This is a genomic window from Bacillus sp. SRI_025 (genome assembly GCF_057592095.1).
In genome coordinates this window covers 258,803-280,811 of the sequence record NZ_JBYEGB010000005.1, presented here as the reverse complement: position 1 = coordinate 280,811, position 22,009 = coordinate 258,803, and the positions used below count along the sequence as shown (strand labels likewise).

The window sequence follows — 22,009 nt, the reverse complement described above, 5'->3', positions numbered from 1 at the left end:
CTCTTTATTATCTATTATTTAATCGATATTGATGTGGTGTTAGGTGATATTTTCTCTTAAATAAACGAATGAAATGTTCTGCATTTTGATAACCAACGGCTGCCGCAATATGATCTACTTGTAAATGGCTGCCAGTGAGCATTTCGCAGGCTTTTTCCATTCTTATTTCTTGTCGAATCTCACGAAATGATTTGCCAAGCTTACGAGCTATATATTTTGACAGATAAGATTGTGAAAGGTTAAATTCCTCTGCCATCTCCTGGATGGTAATATGCTCACAACATTGCTGAATATATTGTAGCATTTGAATCATACGTATATCACTAGATTGTTTGACCTGATTGACGTTCATATGACTTGGTTTGAATCTTAATAAAAGACATAATAATATCTCAAACAAATTATTCATAATCAACTGGTAACTAGGGAACCGATTATAATTTTCTGTAAATAGTTGAAGAGAGCAGTCTAGCAAATGTTTATCCAAGTGACTATGAAAAATAAGAATATTTTTATTTTCTTTTATATACAATGCATTCAAAAAGAACTCTGAAATGACATGATTTCCTTTTAGCATTTTAAAAAACACTTTTTGAAAAGTACTCTTACGGATCATGATTTGCATGGCGATTGTATTCTCCATTACAATTGGCTTGTGTATTGTGTTAGGTGGAATAAAGGCAATATCTCCTGATTTTAAAGCCATTTTTTTGCCTTCCACTTCTACATACATCTTATTTTCCAGAACATAGATCATCTCAAAGAAATCATGGATAGCCGACAATTGGGGCATAAAACGGCTATACTTTCTCACTTCGATATCTTTCTCCTGATCTAACCACATAGTATCTTCCTTTTCAAATTCATTCTGCCCTTTTAGCAAAAATTCTTCTATATATATTTGTTTATGCATTAGACTGTGTTTATCATAATCCTTCAAAAATAATTGCAATGATGTATTGTCATGCTTTTTCTGTTGGTATTGTTGATAAAAGATTTCTTGTTCGTTATATTCTCTTAAATATTGCATCACTTCATGTTTTTCAAGTTTATCTTTTTCCATCTACATCCAAACCTCTAGTTTATTTACTGCAACCACCAGGGCCTTCACTGTTGCTTCTATAATATCTTTATCAATTCCCGCACCCCAATGCATTTTTCCTTGAGATGAAATTCCAATCTGTGCACAGGCTTTTGCTTCGGAATCCTTGCCCAAAGAATTCTGTTCATAGACTTCCAAAACATACTCGAGATGAAAATATGCTTTTAACGCATTACTGATGGCATCTAAACTTCCAGTGCCAGTTCCTTGTATGTCAATTTGTTGCTGATCTCTCAGCAAAGTTAAGGTGACTTCCTGCTTATTTCCTTTATTAAATTGATAATCAAGCAGCTGGAAATGAGGGTGAAAATCAACATACTGCTTTTCAAAAACATGATATATTTCTTCGATAGACAATTCCCTATTTGTCTGATCAGATACTTTTTTCGCTGCATATCCCATGGCTTCATTCATTTGATAAGGAAGTTTAATGCCATAATTTGTTTCTAGTATATAGCCTATGCCGCCTTTTCCAGACTGGCTATTGATTCGAATCACATCCGTTTGATAGTTCCTCCCCAAGTCAACTGGATCTACTGGGATATACGGAACGTCCCATTTATCAACATTATTTTCTTTTCTATATTTCATCCCTTTAGATATCGCATCTTGATGTGACCCAGAGAATGCGGTGAAAACCATCTCCCCAGAATAGGGCTGCCTCTCAGGAACAGTGATTTTTGTTAGTTTTTCATATTTTTCACGAATAGCTTCTAGGTTATTGAAATTCAATTTTGGATCATAACCTTGTGAATACATATTCATCGCCAAGGTAATCAAGTCTACGTTCCCTGTACGTTCACCGATACCAAATAATGTACCTTCAACTCTTTCTGCGCCAGCTAGAACACCAAATTCTGCATCACTCACCCCAGAGCCACGGTCATTATGAGGATGAACAGATAATGTCACACTGTCTCGGTAAGACAGATTTTTGTGTATATACTCAATCTGACTTGCAAAGATATGAGGCATTGAATATTCAACTGTTGTCGGAATATTGATGATTGCTTTATGAGTTGGTGTCGGTTTCCAAATATCTAAAACACTATTACAAATATCTAACGCATAATCAACTTCTGTTCCTGGAAAGCTTTCTGGACTATATTGAAAATAAATATCACTTGTTGTTTTTTCGGCAAGTTCTTTTACTAAAATAGCTCCATCAATGGCAATTTGTTTAATTTCATCTTTTGTTTTCTTAAATACTTGTCTGCGCTGCGCTTCTGAAGTCGAATTATATAAATGAACAATCGCTTTCGGTACCCCCTTAATGGCTTCGAACGTTCGGCGGATAATATGCTCTCTCGCTTGCGTAATCACCATAATCGTGACATCGTCTGGAATCATATGATGATCAATCAGTGTCCGTAACAGCCTAAACTCCGTATCAGAAGCAGCTGGAAATGCGATTTCAATTTCTTTAAAACCGATCTCTACTAGTAACTGAAACATCTCCAATTTTTCTTCTAAGTTCATAGGAATAGGTAATGCTTGATTACCATCCCGTAAGTCCACACTGCACCATATCGGAGCACTTTCTAATGTTTCTTTCTTCACCCAATCATAAGTAAGCTTCGGTGGCAAAAAGTATTTCTTTTCGTATTTTTTGTGATTAAACATGATCGATTCCTCCTAGAAAATAGAATATAAAAAAAGCCTTTCATTCCCAAGATTTAACTTGGAGACGAAAGACTTCTTCTTACGCGGTACCACCCCTATTTCATAATAAACAAACATTATCATGCCCTTATTCGGATACAGATTGTTTGATCTTATATCCTTCCCATATAACGGTGGGGTGCCGACCTTAACTACATCAATCCTTTTCATTTCACTAAGGCTACTCTAAGGTGAGTTCCTTGCCTTTTGTTATTGCTTCTCATCATCCAGCAACTTTCTGAAAACATTTCGGCAAGTACTATTCCTTATCATCGCATTCTCATTTTTCTGATTTTTTCTATTATACCAAGTTTACAAAAAAGAGATAGGGATAGAGATATCTTTTTTAATTGATTTTTTTTGTCCTCTGGGTGCCTATCTTCATTTTTAATCCTCTTCACCAAATAAAAATCCAAGGCCACAAATAAAGGTGAGTGAATTCATAGCGAACAATAAAATCGCACCAATTTTTTTCATGGCAATGAACCTCCTCTTAAATACAGTCTGCTAGCCTTCAAAATTTAAATTCACTGGTTCATCCTCTAAATGATCCACAGTATTTTGTTCTGTCACTGGCACACTTTCATCTACAGTTTTAAAACTAAGTTCGTCCATCCAAATGTGACCTTGACCATGTAGTAATATGCCAAACGCAATCACTTCACTTTTTACTGGAACATCTAGAACTACACTAAAATGATTCCATCCGTTTGTTCCTGTAATGGGACGGTTCATCATATTGTCAAACGCAAGAACTTCACCTGAAGAATGGTCAATCCTCATCCATAAACTGGCTGAACCTTTCACATCTTCGCTTTTGACAAAAGCAGAAAATTGAAGGCGTTCTCCACGGTAACGATCAGACTTAATTTGCTGCATCAATGTCGCGAATCCTCGTGCTTTTTCATCCTTTGATTTCAGGTAAGCGGAGTACGTACCACTGTGTACAATTCTGTCATCCAAACCTGTTTCATAATCAGATGGTGTTTCTCCCGTCATAATCCAGCCAGTAGGTGTGTTCTGATGATCAGCCATATTTGTTTCCTCCTCATCAATGATATTCCTTAATAACTTCCGATAACGTGCGGGCGACATGTCATATATCTTCTTAAAGGCTCTAGTGAAGGATTCCTGTGAACCAAAACGATACTGCAATGCGATATCAATCGCCCTTTGGTCCGTATGGATTAAATCCTTCGCCGCTTGGGTCATCCGTCGTTCCCTTATATAATCCACAACTGACTTCTTAATCACTTTTTTGAACATACGGTGAAAGTGAAACCTAGAATAACCAGCGTGTTTCGCTAGAGTTTGAAGCGGTAAATCATCTTTCAGATACTGTTCAATATAATTTAATGTTTCTTGAATCGTTTTCTCATGTTCTTGATAGGACAACCGAGCACCTCCTTGCCTTACGAGTTTAGTATAGCGGAAATGCTTTTTAGGAAACTTGACTTTTTGTGCTGTGTTGCAATTTTAGAACGAACATTTTAGTACGGGGTTTAGGAATAGGTATCCGTACTGTTACTTCTATTGATGGTATGACGAGTGACTGGGAAAGAATCTCTTGAAGATGTGCTTGAGAAGATCCCACTCGTTCGTGAATGAAATGAAGTATGTTAACCGCGGGGTATATGATATTACGAGTAAGCTGCCTGCTACGATTGAGTGAGAATAAAGGTCTGATACAAATTGATCGTATATATTGAAATAGGGTTAAAAGGTATAAATCAACTAAAACTAATTGCTTCCCACCAAATACTATCTTTGTCACAAATGATAAACAAAAAAACATAGATCTTTAAAAGATTATTTGTTTTCGGTGCTTTTTTCGCTATGTAAAATAATCTATACACTTCATATAATTGTGTTAAAATTATAATGTAAGCGTTTAATTATATATGAGAGGAAGTAAAAAATGAATGAGTTTGATTCTTTTATAAATTTTGATCAATTGGTAGATGATGTATTGACAGGTGAGCCAGATGATCCTAGAGATATTTTCGATATCATTCCAAATAAAAACCCTAAATATGAAGAAACTCTTAGGCCAGGGCAAGAAGTAGTATTAAAAAAATGGTATGCTGACCACAAAGATAAGCATAATACGATTTTAAAAATGAACACTGGTAATGGAAAAACTGTAGTGGGACTACTTATATTGAAATCATATTTAAACAGGAAAAAGGGGCCTGCTGTTTACGTAGTACCTGATAATTTTTTGTTAGAACAAGTGTGTAAAGAGGCAGAAGATCTAAATGTCTTGATTACAAAAGATGTAGATGATTCATCATTCATTAACGGAGATGCAATATTAGTAGTAAATATGCATAAAATATTTAATGGTAGATCTGTATTTGGAGTTAATAATAAAAAAATAGAAATTGGTTGTTTAGTTATTGACGATGCGCATGCTTGTATGAATATAGCAAAAAATCAGTTCTCCATTAAAATTCCAAGAGCCAATTCTCTCTATAATTTTTTCTTAAATACTTTTGAATTAAGCATCAAACAACAGAATGAAATAAGGTTTGAAGAATTAGTTCAAAATGAAATAGGTGCTCAACAACTAATTCCATTCTGGGATTGGCAATCAAATCTACAAAATATAAGAAAAAAATTAATGGAAAATAAGGACATTAAAGAACAAAATAATTCTAGTCTTTTTTTTAATTGGGAATTATTAAAAGATAACTTGGATTTGGCAGACTGTATAATTAGCTCAAACGAAATTACTATAAGCGTTGAATATTTACCAATAGAGTCTATTCCAAGTTTCAGTGAATGTAAACATAAAATATTCATGAGTGCGACAATAGAAGACGATTCAATTTTAGCCACTCATTTTAATATTGATGTATCTGAGATTGGAAAAATAGTAACCCCTGTGAAAGCTAATGATATTGGGGAAAGAATGATACTTATACCTCAAAGTTTTGATTCCAAAATAAGTGATGATGATCTAAAAAAGCTTTATGTGGAATTAGCAAAAAAAAATAATATTGTCATACTCGTTCCTTCAGACGTAAGAGCGCAGTATTGGAAAGATGTAGCCTATCAAATAATAGATAATCAAAAAAGTTTAACCGATACAATAGAGAAAATGAAAAATAGAGTTGTTGGAATTGTAGTAATAAAAAATAGATATGATGGAATTGATTTACCAAAATCAGCTTGCACAGTATTAGTTTTGGATGGAATACCAGATATTAGAAGTGGTTATGATAAGTATGAAGAAATTATCTTAATGGATAGTAGCACAATAAACAAAGAGAAAGTTCAAAGAATAGAGCAAGGTATGGGAAGAGCAACTCGTTCTAGAGAAGATTATTCTGTAGTATTTTTAATGGGCAGAAATCTAGTGAGTACATTATATGGTAAAAATGAAGATTATTTTACAAGTGCTACCAGAAAACAATTAAATATATCTAGAGGAATATCTAGACAAATAAAAAACAATCCTGTTAATAAAGATATACATCCACTTAATTTAATGTATAAAACTTCTTCATATTGTCTAGATAGAATACCTAATTGGATTCAAGCACACAGAAAGGCATTATTAGGTGAAACTTATGAAGACTCTGTTTCTTTTGATGAAAATATTTTAAAACTTAGAAAAGCTTTTAATTTATACAAAGATAGACGCTATTCTGAATGTCAAACCTTAATTCAGGAGGTTATATCAGCTGAAAATGATAATGCATTAAAAGGATTTCTAAAATTCAAACTTGCAAAATATCAAAATAAAACAGATCAAGCATTAGCACAAGAAATTTTATCTTCTGCTCGAAAATTAAATAACCGATTGCTTTTCCCGATAAATGGAATACAATATAAAAAGTCTCTTATTCCAAATACATCTCAAAGCACCAGGATTTCTCAATTTAATTCAAGCTTTTTTGGAGATGCAAATGAATATATATTACATGTTCAGAGTATAGTTGATAACCTACAATTTCATGATATTAGTTCTACTCTTTTTGAAGAAAATTTGAAAAAATTAGGTGTTATACTTGGATTTATATCTAAACGACCTGAGAATGAAGTCGGAAAAGGACCAGATAATTTATGGTTAGATTCTGAAGGGCCTTCATTTGTAATCGAATGTAAAAACGAGGCATATGTTGAAACAATTAACAAACGATATTGTAATCAATTAAATGGATCAATAAATTGGTTTGAAAGACAATATGATGGACTATTGAATTTTGTTCCAATTATGATTCACCCATCTACTAAATTTGAATATGCTGCAAGTCCACATTCTAAAATTAGAATTATTGATAAAGATAAATTAGAACTCTTAAAGAAAGCTACCTTAGAATTTTCTGTAGAAATTTCCGCAAATTTCACAAATGAATTAATAATTTCTAAATCATTAAAAAGTAACAATTTATTAGCTAATCTAATTGAAAATAATTACACTATGAAATTTAACTATATCTAATTTTGCAACCCATCTGCTTCTATTTTTTATATTGATATATAAGAAATTACCGAGTTAGAAAAATGAATTTAATTGGTTCGCCTCTAAACATAAATCATTTATTGAAGTATATGGGCAGTGTTTATATACTTACATCAAAAAACCACTCTGATTATACTAACCGAGTGGTTTTTAACTACTAATATTAGCCATATAACAATACTAACTTTCTAAGTAATATTTATAATTATTTAATTGTAAAAAGAAACACTATTGGTGAAATGAAAAATAACAACTTTAAATATCGATAAAACAAATAACGAGCTGAATTCATTCAATGTGGTAATATAGTGAGATTTCCAATAAATCTTATGCTCTAACATGAGCCTAATTGTTTTATTGACTCTTTGATATCACTTTATTTAAAATCCCATTCCCAAGGCTTTATTTCAAGTTCTTCACACTTTTCAAACCAGCCTTCTATCCATGTGTTCTTCTTCATTTCTTTTCTCCTCTTTTCCTTATCTATCGAACACTTTTTTCATTCTTAATCTTCTCCACAACACCACCGCAAGAACCAGCAAAATGACACATTGAATTGACAGTAAAAGCATTTGCAATTCCACAGACGTTTGCCCATTTGTGGTTTGATCCACGATATTATGCACCGCGTGCCATAGGATGACCCATTGTAGGCTGTTAGTGAGTGCCACGATTTCGGCTGCAACGAGTCCAAATAAAAAGGCGAATATGATTTGTGCCACTGTTAAGGTGAGGCTTTTTCCACTTAAAAGATTCGCAGCATGACCAAGACTGAATAGTACGGCGGAACCCCATATGGCGGTGCTTAGATTGATTTGCTTTAAATATTGAAACAGAATGCCGCGAAAAATACCTTCTTCAAAAATACCGACACAGACCATGAAGAAGCAAAGTGCCGTAAAGGAAGAGAGGGATAAATCCGTGTTTAATCCAGCGATGAACGGGATGGCCTCGATGATAAGGATGGGAATGACCCACATCCCGAGAGCCCCTTTTCGGCAGCCTATTTCTTTCAAGTGAAAACGGCTTTTCTGAATAATCAATAGAAGAAAAAGACACCCAGCCAGCATGGCACAGCCATTGATGATATAGATGGTCATAGGATCAGTCACTTCTTTGATGGATATATAGACACCTGCACTTGTTGGAATAATTAAAGAAAACAGCAGTAGAAGCACAGCTTTTCGAATGATTGTCATTGGTTTCATTGTTGATTCCTCCTCTAATGTCAGAGTAGTGGAATCAAGCAGAAGCCTCAATCAAATCTTCCTAACATGTCAATTTTTAACCCTAAGATGCATATTAAGATGTTGTTCGTTTTTTTCGTTGCTGTAAAAGGTCATTGATTTCCGCAGCGGTTGCCTGATCTTTCTTATACAATAGGTACTTAATTAAAAAGAATAATGCCATGACCACAAGGAAATTCACGATGAACGAAAAGAGACTGATTTCACCGCTGACGATAATGATAGTTGTCATTATCATACATATCACAAGGACAATATATAGGATTTGTTGAAAAAGAACCCGTTGATGGCTATATGTTTGTTTTGGGTATAGCAAGAAAGTCAGGGCGCTTGAAAAAAAGGAATTGGAAATGATCGCTTCTAAAATGTAAATCGGCATCGATCCAAATGTGAAACAGTAAATCAACACTAAGGCTGTAAAGATCATACAAAATGTGATCAAAAGATTGATGATGTAACGTTTCATTCTATTCACTTCCTTCGTAACCCAAGCTTCTCTTTTAATGCTTGAATATAAAAACGTGAAATCATCACTTTTTCTCCATTTGTCAGGTTTGCTTCAAAACGGCCACTTGTTTTAGGAGAAATGGCGGCGATAGAATCAATATTCAGAATCATCGATTTCGAGATTCTGACATAATCATGCGCTTCAAGGTGTTCTTCAAGTTCAAATAACTTTTCCTTTATGAGAAAAACCCCGTCTGTCGTATACAAGAACGATTTTTTATCGACACTTTCAATATATAAAATGTCGTGATAATAGATTTTTTTCATGCTGTCTTTCTCAGGGTCTTTCGCTAGGAAAAAGGGGGCTGATTGCTCCACTTGCTGGACAAGCTTTTCAATCGTCGGATTGAGCTCATAAATGTGAAAAGAAACATATTCTAATTGCGGCTTTTGAATGAAATGAATATCCGTTTTCATTCGTTTTATTCGTAATCCCTTTTCAAAATCGCATACATAAACACATCATCAAACCCATTCTGACCAAGATCGTACTCTCTCAATAAACCCTCTCGTACAAAATCAAAATTCTCCAATAATTGAACAGAGGACGTATTAGCTGGATCAATAATCGCTTCAATCCGGTTCAGGTTCATCTCCTGAAACCCATATCGTAACACCGCAGCGATTGCCTCACTCATGATGCCTTTTCTCCAATGATCGTGGTGTAATTCATAGCCAATTTCGGTGCGGCAGTGCTGTTTTTCTAGGTTGAGAAAGCCGCAGCTGCCGATGATGGCTGGATTGTCTTTTAGAGAAATGCCCCACCGAATGCCTGTTTGTTCTTTGAAGATGTTGTCATACCACTGGATTTCTCCTTTTGTGTCTTCAATCGTTTTATGAGCATCAATTCCCATGTAGCGGCACACGGTTTCATTGGATAAGTAGATGTGCATATCCTCAGCGTCTTCGATCGTTGCTTGTTTTAAGATTAGTCTTTCGGTATGTATGGTTGGAAATGTTTGTGGAAAGTTGATTTTGTTCATTTGGTTATCCTCCTTGAGATGTCTTTTGTTCTGTACATGCCTTACAATAAAAAACCCCTTCATTCCTCAGCCAAGCCTTTACCTCTGTCATTCCACGTCTCTTTGGATAGACGAGCTTGACGTACACTTCTTCGTTACCTTCTATCTTCTTCTGACAGCTAGCACATACGGGTTCTTCAAATAGAAACAATCGGCATACTCCTTTATGTAGATATTTCTTCCATTATATCAAATATGCAACATAATCTTTGCGGCCTGTTCTTCACTTTTTCTATTTTTGTCCGACATATGCTACGTGAAAGAAATTTCCGTTTGTTGAAACCGTTTGAGAGAAACCTTGCTCTAACAGGTGTAGGAGGTGTGGATGTGATGAAGCAAGTGCGTCTAATTAAAAAAGCACAAAAAGGGAATGTTCTGGCATTTGAGAAATTAATGCTGATGTATCAGGAGCGTTTATATAAAACGGCTTTTCTCTATACAAGAAATAAAGAGGATTCGTTAGATGCTGTTCAAGAGACGGTCATTAAAGCGTTTAAGCATTTATCTGGCTTAAAAGAACCGGCTTATTTTTCTACCTGGCTGACGCGGATTTTGATTCATACGATTTTTGCGATGAAGAAAAAGCAGCAAGATGTTGTTCCGTTTGAACAGCATCATGAGAGCGTTGAGCGACATGATTTTTTAGAAGACAAGCTCGATTTAAAAAATGCACTTGAAGTGTTAGATGAGCAATATCAGCTCGTGATTCAGCTATTTTATTTTCAAGATTATTCGATTTCGATGATTTCTGAACAGATGGGTGTGCCTGAAGGAACGGTTAAAACTCATTTGTATCGAGCAAGAAAGTTATTAAAGCAAACATTGGAGAAGGAGGAGAGTGTCGATGGAACGAAAAGAAATGAAAAAGCTTTATGATGAGATTGATGTACCAATGGTTGAAGTAACCTCTGCGATTCGCCAAGCAATAGGAGATGTAAAAGCGGAACAAAAAAGACACTGGTTCAAATGGAACTGGAGAACGCCAATATACTCTGCCATTGTTCTCATCGTCCTTTACTTTTCATCAGGTTTCCTTTTTCCTTCTCTTAATACAGCGATGGCACGTGTCCCGATAGTTGGGCAATTTTATATGATGTTTCACGATAAAGTAGGAATGGCTCTTTTTCAGAGTGATTTGGTGAAACATGTCAATGAGGGGGCTGAATCAAGAGGAATTACTGTGAAAGTAAACAGTGTATACTATGATGCCGGGCGTCTTGTTTATACGTTTACTGTCGATCATTTGAATACAAAGGAAGATTCTGTACCATTCATCGTCAGCAACTTAAATCATATAAATGAAAATTTCCAACCGAGTTACGACAATCAGGAATTGAAAAAATTAAAGGATGGCCGATATCTTGGGCAAATGGAAGTCTATACAAATGGACAGACAATTAAGCAAGGTCAAAAATTCCCACTCGTCATTTCAAAAATTGGAGATATTGTAGGGAATTGGCGTTTTGAATTACCTGTAGTGAAGCAAAAAACCACCTTACTAGCGGGACAAAAAGACGTGTCTATTTTAAATGGAAGTTATCAAATAAGAAACGTAAAGGTAGAAAATGGAGTGAATGGCTCTGCTATTCAATATGCCATTGATTACAATGGTTTTGCCAAAGATGATAGAGTTAGTATTGATAGAATGAAGGATAATTTAGGGAATGAGTATGAGCTTGAGATTGGAACCGTTTTAAGAAAAAAACAACTGACTTCTGACAAAACTAGAAAAGATCATTTGACAATTTTGAATCAGCCGATCAATCCAAAGGCGACTGAATTGACATTTTACACAGATGTGAGATACGAACGAGAATACAGCCACATCATTCCTCTCAAGACAAAGCTGCCTGTTCAGTTCAAAACAAAACACCATGGCATCGGAATCAAAATCATTAAGATAGAGCAAAAAGACCGTTCTGTGATTGTTGATTATCAATTTACTGGAGTAGATCAAAAAGAATTAGATCAGGATGTGATGGAGAATATAGGTGAATTCATTGGATTAGGCGATGTTGAAAAGATGAAATCATGGCCCGATCCACAAGCAGACTATGAAAGCGGATATTACTTGAAGGGGAACCATGCGAAGGTGACGAATTTAAAGACAGCTTCCATGCAATCCACCTTTGAATTTGATGATAAGAATTTAGAGACTTTATCATTAAACCATTTTTCTTTTAAAGAATATGGGCTTTATCTTGATTTGACTGAACTGAACATGTTGGCACCACAGAAAGAGATAAAGGTAACCATTCCAGTCAAAAAAGAAACTTCAAAAGCTAGTCAATAAATAAGAGAGCGAACATGATTACACATGTTCGCTTTTTGTCTGTTGTTCTACCAGTCGATGACGATTGAACGAATACCGAATCAACATCAACGCCACAAAACTAGCTATCCCACCAATCCAACTTAAATTCGTTACATTTGTATACTGAATAATCACGCCGCCCATAGACGATCCGAGCATCATGCCGATGTTCATAATCGCTGTATTAAAGCTCAGCACGGTTTCTGATGCTTGTGGTTTAAGGGAGATCAGATAAAACTGCTTCGCTGGTGTTGTTGTCCATGTAGCGATGCCCCAAATGGCAAGCGTGATCAAGACGCTAATTGTAGAGAATTGCGTAAAGAATAAGGTAAAGAGAGCGAACATCTGAATCGTGATGCTGATTGAGATCGTTCGGTTTGGTCCCCATTGATCGACGGCGAAGCCGCCAAAGCGTGAGCCAATAAAAGCAGAAATTCCTAAAACGAGCAAGGCCATGCTTGTCATTTCAAGTGAAAAGCCGGCGGTCTGTCGTAATAATGGGGAGATATAAGCAAAGACCATCGTGTAGCCTAAGATCCAAAAGACGGTTGTAGCTAAGCCGCTGATCACTCTGCGGTCTTGAAGAATGTGTAATTGCTGCTTTAATGGCAGATGAGAATGTCCCTCTATGCGTGGTAGCAATTGATAAAGAAGCATGAAGAGACAAGCCGTACCTAGTGCAATGATGAGAAAAATATAGTGCCAATCCACTTGACCTGATAGAAATGTTCCAATCGGCACACCAAGTACGAGTGAAACGGTGAATCCAGTGATGACCGTCGCCATTGCACTTCCCTTTTTTTCTGGCGGGGCGATCTGCGCTGCATAATTCGTGGCAACGACAATATATAAGCCGCCGCTCATGGCCATGATGACGCGAGATAGCAGGAGCAGAACAAAATGATGGCTGAAAAAGGCGAGCATATTGCCTAAAATAAACACAAAAATAGCCGCTAACAAAACTTTTTTACGGTTCAGTTTCGACGTTGCCATGACTAAAAAGAGAGCGCCTACTGCATAAAAAAGAGAATAGACGGTGATGAGCTGTCCGGCAGCAGGAATGGAGATGTGTAAATCGACAGCAATGATATCTAGAATGCCTGACACGACGAATTCTGACGTGCCTGTGACAAATGAACCGACAGCTAAAAGAACAATCAATAGCTGATGAGATGTGTTTTTCATTTTGAACCCTTCCTTCATGTTGATACGTTGTCTTTAGTTTAAATTCCGTGCTAACATAAGTAAAATTGATGTTTTTCATGGAGGAGATGAGTAAATACTCATGAGCTTTGTTCGTTTTGATATTATCGCAAAAGTGGTGGAACTTGGCAGTTTTACAGCAGCAGCTGAAGCATTAAATATGACGCAGTCAGCTGTTAGTCATGCAGTGGCGAATTTAGAGTCAGAGTGGGGTGTGTCTTTATTCATTCGTGACCGAAAAAAGGGCATTATGCTGACGGACATTGGACAAACGCTTCTCCCGCATATTAGAGAAGTGTTAAATAGAGTGGAGAAAATCCAGCAAGAAATTGCGTTAACGAAAAATATTGAAACAGGTTTGATTCGGATCGGCACATTTGCCAGTGCCTCTGCCTGTTTATTGCCTAAGCTGCTAGTGAGCTATCAGAAAAAACATCCGAAAATCGAATTCAAATTTTATGAGGGAACGTATGAAGAAATATTGGAGTGGCTGGATTCTGGCATCATTGATGTTGGGTTTGTTGTGAAAGGCCATGCGGATGAAGCCTTTGATTTACTGCCGCTTATCAAAGATGAGATGGTGGTCGCCTATCACCCAAATCATCGATATGAACAGCAGCCCATTGTAGATATAACAGATTTGGCGGATGAACCATTTATTATGCCGACTGGCATGTATCAATCACATGTAGAGGATATTTTTTCGGAGGCGCAAATGAAGCCAGCTGTTTTATTTGAAGTTCATGATTGTACGACCATTGCCCGTATGGTCGGGGAAGGACTTGGCGTCACAATAGGCCCTGAGTTATTTTTAAAAACGCAGCAGCTTGTGCATATTCGTAAGCTGAATGTCTCTCATCATCGTGAAGTTGCGCTTGCCTGTCCGTCTCTCTCCCAAGCTTCTCCGGCAGTGAAAGAGTTTTTCCATGTAGCCGAAGCGGTTTTTGCAAAAGAGAAGGATTTGGGAAAGGGTGTATAAAGAACTAGATGTGAATTTCCAAATTCGTGTAATAAGACGAATGAAGCGGACATTTCTTTGAAAAATGTTCGCTTTTCGTATTGTGTTTTAAAAATGAAGTTGGTACAATAGACACAGAAATCAAATAGATAGAAGTCGTATAATCGCGGGGATATGGCCCGCAAGTTTCTACCAAGCTACCGTAAATGGCTTGACTACGTCAATTCACACTCGTTTGATATAAATCATGCATTGTTCTTGTTTTATGTCACAGTCTGAATTCACATATGTAGTCAAGCGTCCCAAAATTGTTGGGGCGTTTTTTATTTGACTAGTGAATGGGGCAGGCTAAAGCAAAAGGACATGAAGGGAGTCAGTTGGCTTGAAACAGTTTTTTCAGTTTGATGAGTTAGGAACGAATTACCGCAGAGAAATCATCGGTGGTTTAACCACATTTTTGTCGATGGCTTACATTCTGTTTGTTAATCCGATCACACTTGCATTAGTGTCGGTACCGGATTTTCCAGATAAATTACGTATTGATCAGGGCGCTGTCTTTACAGCAACGGCATTAGCTTCTGCTGCAGGGTGTATCCTGATGGGATTGATCGCCAGGTATCCAATTGCGATTGCACCAGGTATGGGTCTGAATGCGTTCTTCGCCTTTTCGGTTGTGCTTGGCATGGGCATTAAATGGGAAGCAGCACTTTCGGGTGTGTTTGTTTCAGGATTGATTTTCGTAGCCCTTTCTTTAACAGGTTTCCGTGAAAAAATCATCAATGCCATTCCGGCTGAGCTGAAGCTGGCGGTTGGTGCAGGTATTGGTTTGTTCATTACGTTTGTTGGACTTCAAGGCTCTGGCATTATCGCCAATAATGATAATACGCTCGTTTCGATTGGGAACATTCATAGTGGTCCTGTCTTGTTAACGGTGTTTGGTATCGTTGTGACGGTCATTTTAATGGTTCTTCGAGTGAATGCAGGTGTCTTCATTGGGATGCTTGTGACAGCTATTGCTGGGATGATCTTTGGTCTTGTGCCAGTACCATCTCAAATTGTGGGAAGTATTCCAAGCTTGTCTCCAACCTTTGGTCAAGCCTTGATTCACTTGCCAGAAATTTTCTCCATCCAAATGCTTGTCGTGATTTTGACGTTCCTATTCGTTGGGTTCTTTGATACAGCTGGTACACTTGTGGCTGTGGCAACACAGGCTGGTTTAATGAAAAATAATGAGCTGCCTCGTGCAGGAAGAGCACTGCTAGCGGATTCTTCTTCTATTGTTGTAGGTTCTGTTCTTGGGACATCTACAACGACATCTTATGTTGAATCTAGCTCAGGTGTTGCTGCTGGTGCACGTTCTGGTTTTGCAGCGGTCGTCACAGGCATTTTCTTCTTGCTTGCGATGTTCTTCTCACCACTTTTATCCATCGTTACATCGAATGTAACAGCACCTGCTTTAATCATTGTCGGTGCACTGATGGTCGCTCCGCTTGCAAAGATTGCATGGGATCGCTTTGAAATTGCGGTACCAGCGTTCTTAACGATGATTATGATGCCACTGACTTACAGTATTGCAACAGGGATTGCGGTTGGCTTTATTTTCTACCCGATTACGATGATCTTTAAAGGGAAAGCGAAAGAAGTGCACCCAATTATGTACGGATTGTTTGTCATCTTTATTCTATATTTTGCTTTCTTAAATCATTAATTGAACATCTGAAACAGCAGCACATGGGGCTGCTGTTTTTTTGTTAAAAAAATCAAAACATAGTTGACTTATAGGAATTATGTGTTTATGATAAAAAGACATAATTCGCTGATTGGATCACCAAAGGCGCTTTGATTTCCTTTTTTAATAGAAGGTTTCAGGGTGCCTTTTTTTCTTGCAGACATTCAAAAGGGGAGGAGATGTCTTTTGTCACGCTGGCTTAGACAGGTGATTGAACGAAAAAAGCAGGTGCTGATTCAAAAGCTCCTTTTATGGGGGCATGAGAAAAGCAGGAAGCGCTCATGCATTACACGATTCATGAGCTGGAAAATGAGGTTCTCTATTTAAAAGAACGAAAACAAAAATAGGGGGATGAGCGATGGATGAACAAAAGCTGAATTATATTTTATCTGCCTTAAAAGGGATCGACTATGGATCAGTGGTCATCACCATTCATAATGGACATATTACACAGGTCGATACGACCAAAAAGACTCGGTTCCCCGCTCATCAGGAGAATCTCCGAGTTCAGCAAGGAAAGCGGAGTCACTATCGTTCATGAAGGATTGCAAGGTGTTAAAAAGCTGATGGAGGCCGTCAGCTTTTTTGTTTTGTCTTATTTTCTCTCCATTTTAAAACCTCTGCTGGCTTTTATCCGTCTATTCGTATGAACGTCAAGGAATCTTGACTGAATAGAGAGACTCCGCTACCTTAAGAGGAGTCATCCGAACAGTTCATTTACTTGAGCCTGTAAGGATTGGATAGGAGTTGATATGAGATGTTAGAGAAAGATCAAGATCAGAGGACATCTGAAAAGAAAAATGAAGAGTCATCAATAGATCAAGAAACAAGGCAATCCCGCCTCAGCCGCAGCGCTGCAAAACGTGGAAGAATCTCAAAATCAGCAGATGATGAGCGTTCAACCATCCAGCGTATGCTGCAAGGTGTAGGAGGCGCGTTTAAACGCTATGGTTCATATGGACTGGCGATGTTAAAATCACCGAGCCAGGCCATCAATCAAGCGGAAACATTGCGTATGAAGTACGCCTGGATCTCGATTGTGTTATTCAGTGTGTTTTTTGCTTTAGGCAACTATGTTCAATTAAAGGCGTCAAAAACCCGTTTATTAGGCTTTGGCATTCATTATTCTTTTGGTGACGCCTTTTTGAGGGTTGCAGTCTTTACACTCATTGTGTTGACATTGATGATGCTCACTGTCTGGCTGCTCGGAAAATACATGCTAAAAGGAAACATATCACTGAAAGAAGTGATCATGAAGTTTGGTGCTGCGCTTGTGCCGGTGTTGGTTTTATCCATCCTTTGGCTTGTATTTGCCATGCTGAATATTCCATATGTGACCGTCATATTATCCGTGATGATGTTTGTCGGCCTTCAGTTGATTGCGGTCGTGCTCTTTCGCTCGATTCAATCGGAGCATGATGCCGAACGTGGAGATTTGATGTATGCGGGCTGGGTCTTTTTATTGGTTGAGCTTGTCATCATTGCGCTGCTCTGGGGCATAGTCGGGGAGTATTTGATTCCATCACTGGTTCCTGTTCGATTCGGATAAAACACACTGAAAACCTCCTTTTTTGAAAAAGGGGGTTTTCATGTTGAGAAGAGAAAAAAACGGGTAAACTCTTGGTAACAAACACCACCCTTGTTGTCGAAAGATATATGTGTTTTGATCGCGTAAATTTGATTGTATCAAGGTATGTTCTCTAGTAGAATATGGGGTGCTTTATTTGATTTTTTAGTGCAGGGGGTTCGAATCGTGCTTCAACAACTTTTATCCAATGCGTTCACCATGGTTTTAATCATTTTAGTGATTAATATTGTCTATGTTTCTTTTTCCACCATGCGTTTGATTTTAACAATGAAAGGCAGACGGTACGCAGCTGCTTTTGCGGGTACGATCGAAATGCTCATTTATGTCATTGGGTTAAGTATCGTTCTAGATAACTTAGATCAAATACAAAATGTCATTGCGTATGCCCTAGGTTATGGAATGGGGATCATTGTCGGGATGAAAATTGAAGAGAAGCTGGCACTTGGCTACACAACTGTTAACGTGATCACAAAAGAATTGGATGTCGATCTCCCAAGACAATTGAGAGAAAAAGGATATGGTGTCACCAGCTGGGTAGCAGGCGGTCTTGAAGGAGACCGGACAGCATTGCAAATTTTAACACCGAGAAAATATGAACTGCAATTATATGAAACGATTAAGACGCTGGATTCAAAAGCGTTTATCATTTCATATGAGCCCAAATCGATTCACGGCGGCTTCTGGGTGAAGGCTGTGAAGAAAAGGAGAATTAAAGAATGACCGCAAAACCAAAGAAGAAAAAATTCTATGTGGAAGACAACATGACGATTGATCAAGTGTTGTCCCAGATGGCGGCGGAAGGCTACTCGCCTGTCAGACGAATGGAGGAGCCAATTTTTCAAGAAAAGAAGGAAAATGGGTCGATTCAGATCATTCCGATTGGGAAAAAAATCGTATTTGAAGGAAAAATAGTCTAAATCCGAACATTAAAACGACGACTTCATAGATTGTTCGATAAATCCGTTGACATCATGAACATCCGTTGTTAAGATAAACATGAAATCAAAACACGAGCCTCATATAATCTTGGGAATATGGCCCATAAGTTTCTACCCAGTTACCGTAAATGACTGGACTATGCAGGATAGTGAACAAAACTGACATGGCAATTCAAAAGCGAACAGCGCTTACCATGGCCCGGTTTGTGTTGCTTCCTAACAATGCAATGCAAATCGGGCCTTTTTGTTCGGCGTTTGACAAGCTGCTTAGGTTTGGGAAGCGTGTCAAACGATACAAAATCGAATATCAGCTTAAAGGTGGGGACAAAATGAAGCCGCTTGTAGGTGTCATCATGGGAAGTACATCTGATTGGGAAACAATGAAAAATGCGTGCGACATCTTAGAGGAATTAAACATTCCGTATGAAAAACAGGTAGTATCCGCACACCGGACACCTGACTTGATGTTTGAATATGCGACTGAAGCAAGAGGTAAAGGACTAAAGGTCATCATTGCCGGTGCTGGAGGCGCAGCACATTTACCGGGAATGGTCGCAGCAAAAACGACACTGCCGGTCATTGGTGTGCCTGTACAATCAAAAGCACTAAACGGTCTGGATTCCTTATTATCCATCGTTCAAATGCCAGGCGGTGTCCCAGTTGCTACAGTAGCAATTGGCAAGGCCGGTGCAACAAATGCTGGCCTTCTTGCCGCACAAATGATTTCAGCATTTGATGAAACAATCGCAGCTCGCCTTGAAGAAAGAAGAGAGCAGACAAAACAGACTGTACTAGAAAGCAGTGATCAGCTTGGCTAAGCAGACCATTTTTCCAAACGCAACCATCGGAATCATTGGCGGCGGACAGCTTGGCAGATATATGGCCGTCAGCGCAAAGCAAATGGGGTACCGGGCAGCAGTTCTAGACCCGGTCACACAATCTCCTTGCGGACAGGTTGCCGATACAGAAATCACAGCCGCATATAGTGACCTTGAAGCGATTCGAAAGCTGGCAGAAATCAGCGATGTGGTGACTTATGAGTTTGAAAATATTGATTATGATGCACTGAATCAGCTGAAGGAAGAAGCCTATTTACCACAAGGAAGCGACCTTCTCCTTTTAACTCAAAATCGTGAGACCGAGAAAAAAGGGATTGTAGACGCAGGCTGTGAAGTAGCACCTTACCGCATCATTCATGATGAAAAAGAGCTGGAAGATGCCGTGAACGCGCTCGGTTTGCCAGCCGTGCTGAAAACATGCAGAGGCGGCTACGATGGAAAAGGACAGTACGTCATCAAAGAAAAAGGACAGCTTCCGGAAGCTGCTGCACTGCTCACACATGGAACATGTATTTTAGAAAGCTGGGTTCCATTCCAAATGGAGCTTTCGGTGATCGTCACTCGTTCTGTTCATGGAGAGATCGCCGTATTCCCAGTCGCTGAGAACATTCATAAGCATAATATTTTGTTCCAAAGCATTGTGCCTGCAAGGGTAGAGAACCGCATTCAGGAGAAGGCGAAAGAACTTGCAACAACACTGGCTGAAAAGCTGGGGCTGGTTGGTACTCTTGCTGTAGAACTGTTCCTGACAAATGACGGAAAGCTGCTCGTCAATGAACTGGCACCACGCCCGCATAATTCTGGTCATTATACGCTCGATTTATGTGAGACAAGTCAGTTTGAACAGCACGTCCGCGCTATATGTGGTCTGCCGCTTGGCGGTACAGCCCTTTTATCAGAGGGAATGATGGTGAACTTATTAGGCGATGAAGTGGACATCCCAAAAGAGCATCCCGAGCTTCTCAAAGAAGCGAAGCTTTATCTATATGGAAAGCATGAAGTAAAAGCCGGCCGCAAAATGGGGCATATGACGTTTATGAAACAGCTTGATGATGAATGGATGACAAACATCACAAAGATATGGACTGAAAGAGATGGAGGAAACGGGAAATGATCGAACGTTACGCACGACCAGAAATGTCAGCAATCTGGACAGAGGAAAACAAATTTAATGCATGGCTTGAAGTAGAAATTCTCGCTTGTGAAGCTTGGGCAGAGCTTGGCGTCATTCCGAAAGAAGACGTTGTGACAATGCGCAAGAATGCAAGCTTTGATATTGGACGTATTCTGGAGATTGAACAAGACACGCGCCACGACGTGGTTGCCTTTACGCGTGCTGTATCTGAATCTCTAGGAGAGGAAAGAAAGTGGGTTCATTACGGATTAACATCGACAGACGTAGTGGATACGGCGCTTTCATATCTATTAAAACAGGCGAATGATATCTTGCTCAAGGACATTGAGAGATTTGTTGACATACTAAAAGAAAAAGCAAAAGAGCACAAATATACCGTCATGATGGGCCGTACACACGGTGTACACGCTGAACCGACAACATTTGGCCTGAAGCTTGGACTTTGGTACGAAGAAATGAAGCGTAACCTAGAACGTTTTAAACAAGCAAAAGCTGGCATTGAATACGGCAAAATCTCTGGAGCTGTTGGCACATATGCGAACATCGACCCGTTTGTTGAGCAATATGTATGTGAGAAACTTGGCATCAAAGCTGCACCAATTTCAACCCAAACCTTGCAGCGTGACCGTCATGCAGATTACATGGCTACTCTTGCTTTAGTGGCAACGAGCATTGAGAAATTTGCTGTTGAAATCCGTGGTCTTCAAAAGAGTGAAACACGTGAAGTAGAAGAGTTCTTTGCAAAAGGACAAAAAGGATCATCAGCAATGCCGCATAAGCGTAACCCAATCGGTTCTGAGAATATGACGGGAATTGCCCGCGTTATTCGTGGATATATGCTGACAGCTTATGAAAATGTACCGCTTTGGCACGAGCGTGATATTTCTCATTCATCTGCTGAGCGCATCATTTTACCAGATGCCACGATTGCACTGAACTATATGCTCAACCGTTTCTCAAACATCGTGAAAAACTTGACGGTCTTCCCAGAGAACATGAAACGCAACATGGACCGCACTCTTGGCTTAATTTACTCACAGCGCGTTCTTCTTGCATTAATCGATACAGGCATGGCACGTGAAGAGGCATATGACACGGTTCAGCCAAAGGCAATGGAAGCGTGGGAGAAGCAAGTGCCGTTCCGTTCATTAGTAGAAGCAGAAGAAAAAATCACGTCACGCTTAACACCTGAACAAATCGCTGACTGCTTCGATTACAACTATCATTTGAAAAATGTCGATATGATTTTCGAACGTCTAGGTCTTGCGTAAGAAATGGGTCGCCTGCTCGCCAG

21 protein-coding genes, 1 pseudogene, 2 riboswitches and 1 other annotated feature are annotated in these 22,009 nt (G+C 38.6%); of the genes and pseudogenes, 13 read left to right on the top strand and 9 right to left on the bottom strand.

Annotated elements, in window-relative coordinates; all coding sequences use genetic code 11:
* Nucleotides 1–7: 7 nt before the first annotated feature.
* The 3 genes from AC20OE_RS15705 to AC20OE_RS15695 all read right to left on the bottom strand — a co-directional run bounded on the left by AC20OE_RS15705 (nt 8) and on the right by AC20OE_RS15695 (nt 4,159).
* Complete coding sequence (locus AC20OE_RS15705; protein ID WP_487268989.1) at nt 8–1,063, bottom strand: helix-turn-helix domain-containing protein; 1,056 nt, start codon at nt 1,061–1,063, stop codon at nt 8–10.
* The gene (locus AC20OE_RS15700) at nt 1,064–2,725 is read right to left on the bottom strand and encodes a 2-isopropylmalate synthase (RefSeq protein WP_487268988.1); all 1,662 of its coding nucleotides are present in this window, start codon (nt 2,723–2,725) and stop codon (nt 1,064–1,066) included.
* A 57-nt stretch (nt 2,726–2,782) separates the two neighbouring features.
* Nucleotides 2,783–3,046: a binding site (T-box leader), on the bottom strand.
* Between the two features lie 225 nt (nt 3,047–3,271).
* Nucleotides 3,272–4,159, bottom strand: coding sequence for a helix-turn-helix domain-containing protein (locus AC20OE_RS15695; RefSeq protein ID WP_487268987.1), 888 nt, complete (start codon nt 4,157–4,159; stop codon nt 3,272–3,274).
* Nucleotides 4,160–4,272: 113 nt separating this feature from the next.
* On the opposite strand from AC20OE_RS15695, the pseudogene AC20OE_RS15690 reads away from it, so the two are divergent.
* Both AC20OE_RS15690 and AC20OE_RS15685 read left to right on the top strand, forming a co-directional pair.
* Nucleotides 4,273–4,436, top strand: a pseudogene (locus AC20OE_RS15690) (GMP synthase (glutamine-hydrolyzing)); the annotation flags it as partial.
* Nucleotides 4,437–4,682: 246 nt separating this feature from the next.
* Nucleotides 4,683–7,214 carry a DEAD/DEAH box helicase family protein gene (locus AC20OE_RS15685; protein ID WP_487268986.1) on the top strand — a complete coding sequence of 844 codons (2,532 nt, stop codon included), beginning with the start codon at nt 4,683–4,685 and terminating at the stop codon, nt 7,212–7,214.
* A 500-nt stretch (nt 7,215–7,714) separates the two neighbouring features.
* Here AC20OE_RS15685 and AC20OE_RS15680 read toward each other — a convergent pair whose 3' ends face one another.
* The 5 genes from AC20OE_RS15680 to AC20OE_RS15660 all read right to left on the bottom strand — a co-directional run bounded on the left by AC20OE_RS15680 (nt 7,715) and on the right by AC20OE_RS15660 (nt 10,162).
* Nucleotides 7,715–8,443 carry a CPBP family intramembrane glutamic endopeptidase gene (locus AC20OE_RS15680; RefSeq protein ID WP_487268985.1) on the bottom strand — a complete coding sequence of 243 codons (729 nt, stop codon included), beginning with the start codon at nt 8,441–8,443 and terminating at the stop codon, nt 7,715–7,717.
* Between the two features lie 94 nt (nt 8,444–8,537).
* A complete protein-coding gene (locus tag AC20OE_RS15675; RefSeq protein WP_487268984.1) occupies nt 8,538–8,948 on the bottom strand; it encodes a hypothetical protein in 411 nt (136 codons plus the stop codon).
* A 5-nt stretch (nt 8,949–8,953) separates the two neighbouring features.
* Nucleotides 8,954–9,406, bottom strand: a complete 453-nt coding sequence (locus AC20OE_RS15670) for a LytTR family DNA-binding domain-containing protein (RefSeq protein WP_487268983.1) — start codon at nt 9,404–9,406, stop codon at nt 8,954–8,956.
* A 5-nt stretch (nt 9,407–9,411) separates the two neighbouring features.
* Nucleotides 9,412–9,972 (bottom strand): GNAT family N-acetyltransferase, encoded by a 561-nt coding sequence (locus tag AC20OE_RS15665; protein WP_487268982.1) that lies wholly within the window; start codon nt 9,970–9,972, stop codon nt 9,412–9,414.
* Between the two features lie 4 nt (nt 9,973–9,976).
* A complete protein-coding gene (locus tag AC20OE_RS15660) occupies nt 9,977–10,162 on the bottom strand; it encodes a Fe3+ hydroxamate ABC transporter substrate-binding protein (RefSeq protein ID WP_099662976.1) in 186 nt (61 codons plus the stop codon).
* Between the two features lie 179 nt (nt 10,163–10,341).
* Between AC20OE_RS15660 and AC20OE_RS15655 the strand changes: the two genes are divergently transcribed.
* On the top strand, nt 10,342–10,887 hold the full coding sequence (locus AC20OE_RS15655; protein ID WP_039176922.1) for a sigma-70 family RNA polymerase sigma factor: 546 nt from the start codon (nt 10,342–10,344) through the stop codon (nt 10,885–10,887).
* The gene (locus AC20OE_RS15650; protein WP_487268981.1) at nt 10,856–12,304 is read left to right on the top strand and encodes a DUF4179 domain-containing protein; all 1,449 of its coding nucleotides are present in this window, start codon (nt 10,856–10,858) and stop codon (nt 12,302–12,304) included. The genes AC20OE_RS15655 and AC20OE_RS15650 overlap by 32 nt, the downstream gene beginning before the upstream one ends.
* A gap of 18 nt (nt 12,305–12,322) precedes the next feature.
* Here the strand turns inward: AC20OE_RS15650 and AC20OE_RS15645 are convergent, their stop codons facing one another.
* Nucleotides 12,323–13,510, bottom strand: coding sequence for an MFS transporter (locus AC20OE_RS15645; protein ID WP_487268980.1), 1,188 nt, complete (start codon nt 13,508–13,510; stop codon nt 12,323–12,325).
* 100 nt (nt 13,511–13,610) lie between these two features.
* On the opposite strand from AC20OE_RS15645, the gene AC20OE_RS15640 reads away from it, so the two are divergent.
* The 9 genes from AC20OE_RS15640 (at nt 13,611) to purB (ending at nt 21,986) form a co-directional block, all read left to right on the top strand.
* Nucleotides 13,611–14,507 (top strand): LysR family transcriptional regulator, encoded by an 897-nt coding sequence (locus tag AC20OE_RS15640; RefSeq protein ID WP_366204489.1) that lies wholly within the window; start codon nt 13,611–13,613, stop codon nt 14,505–14,507.
* A 115-nt stretch (nt 14,508–14,622) separates the two neighbouring features.
* Nucleotides 14,623–14,724: riboswitch (purine riboswitch) on the top strand.
* Nucleotides 14,725–14,868: 144 nt separating this feature from the next.
* The gene (locus AC20OE_RS15635; RefSeq protein WP_034282847.1) at nt 14,869–16,194 is read left to right on the top strand and encodes an NCS2 family permease; all 1,326 of its coding nucleotides are present in this window, start codon (nt 14,869–14,871) and stop codon (nt 16,192–16,194) included.
* Between the two features lie 379 nt (nt 16,195–16,573).
* Complete coding sequence (locus tag AC20OE_RS15630) at nt 16,574–16,756, top strand: YezD family protein (RefSeq protein WP_034282845.1); 183 nt, start codon at nt 16,574–16,576, stop codon at nt 16,754–16,756.
* Nucleotides 16,757–16,972: 216 nt separating this feature from the next.
* Nucleotides 16,973–17,764 carry a DUF6574 domain-containing protein gene (locus tag AC20OE_RS15625; protein WP_144491785.1) on the top strand — a complete coding sequence of 264 codons (792 nt, stop codon included), beginning with the start codon at nt 16,973–16,975 and terminating at the stop codon, nt 17,762–17,764.
* 204 nt (nt 17,765–17,968) lie between these two features.
* Nucleotides 17,969–18,523, top strand: coding sequence for a DUF2179 domain-containing protein (locus AC20OE_RS15620; protein WP_024424505.1), 555 nt, complete (start codon nt 17,969–17,971; stop codon nt 18,521–18,523).
* Nucleotides 18,520–18,720, top strand: coding sequence for an NETI motif-containing protein (locus tag AC20OE_RS15615; protein WP_012009137.1), 201 nt, complete (start codon nt 18,520–18,522; stop codon nt 18,718–18,720). Before AC20OE_RS15620 ends, AC20OE_RS15615 begins: the two co-directional genes overlap by 4 nt.
* A gap of 79 nt (nt 18,721–18,799) precedes the next feature.
* Nucleotides 18,800–18,901, top strand: a riboswitch (purine riboswitch).
* 169 nt (nt 18,902–19,070) lie between these two features.
* Nucleotides 19,071–19,559, top strand: coding sequence for a 5-(carboxyamino)imidazole ribonucleotide mutase (purE, locus tag AC20OE_RS15610; RefSeq protein ID WP_039183007.1), 489 nt, complete (start codon nt 19,071–19,073; stop codon nt 19,557–19,559).
* Entirely contained in the window at nt 19,552–20,694 is a 1,143-nt protein-coding gene (gene purK, locus AC20OE_RS15605; protein ID WP_099662982.1) for a 5-(carboxyamino)imidazole ribonucleotide synthase, read from the top strand. The genes purE and purK overlap by 8 nt, the downstream gene beginning before the upstream one ends.
* A complete protein-coding gene (gene purB / locus AC20OE_RS15600; RefSeq protein WP_024426701.1) occupies nt 20,691–21,986 on the top strand; it encodes an adenylosuccinate lyase in 1,296 nt (431 codons plus the stop codon). The genes purK and purB overlap by 4 nt, the downstream gene beginning before the upstream one ends.
* Nucleotides 21,987–22,009 lie beyond the last annotated feature (23 nt).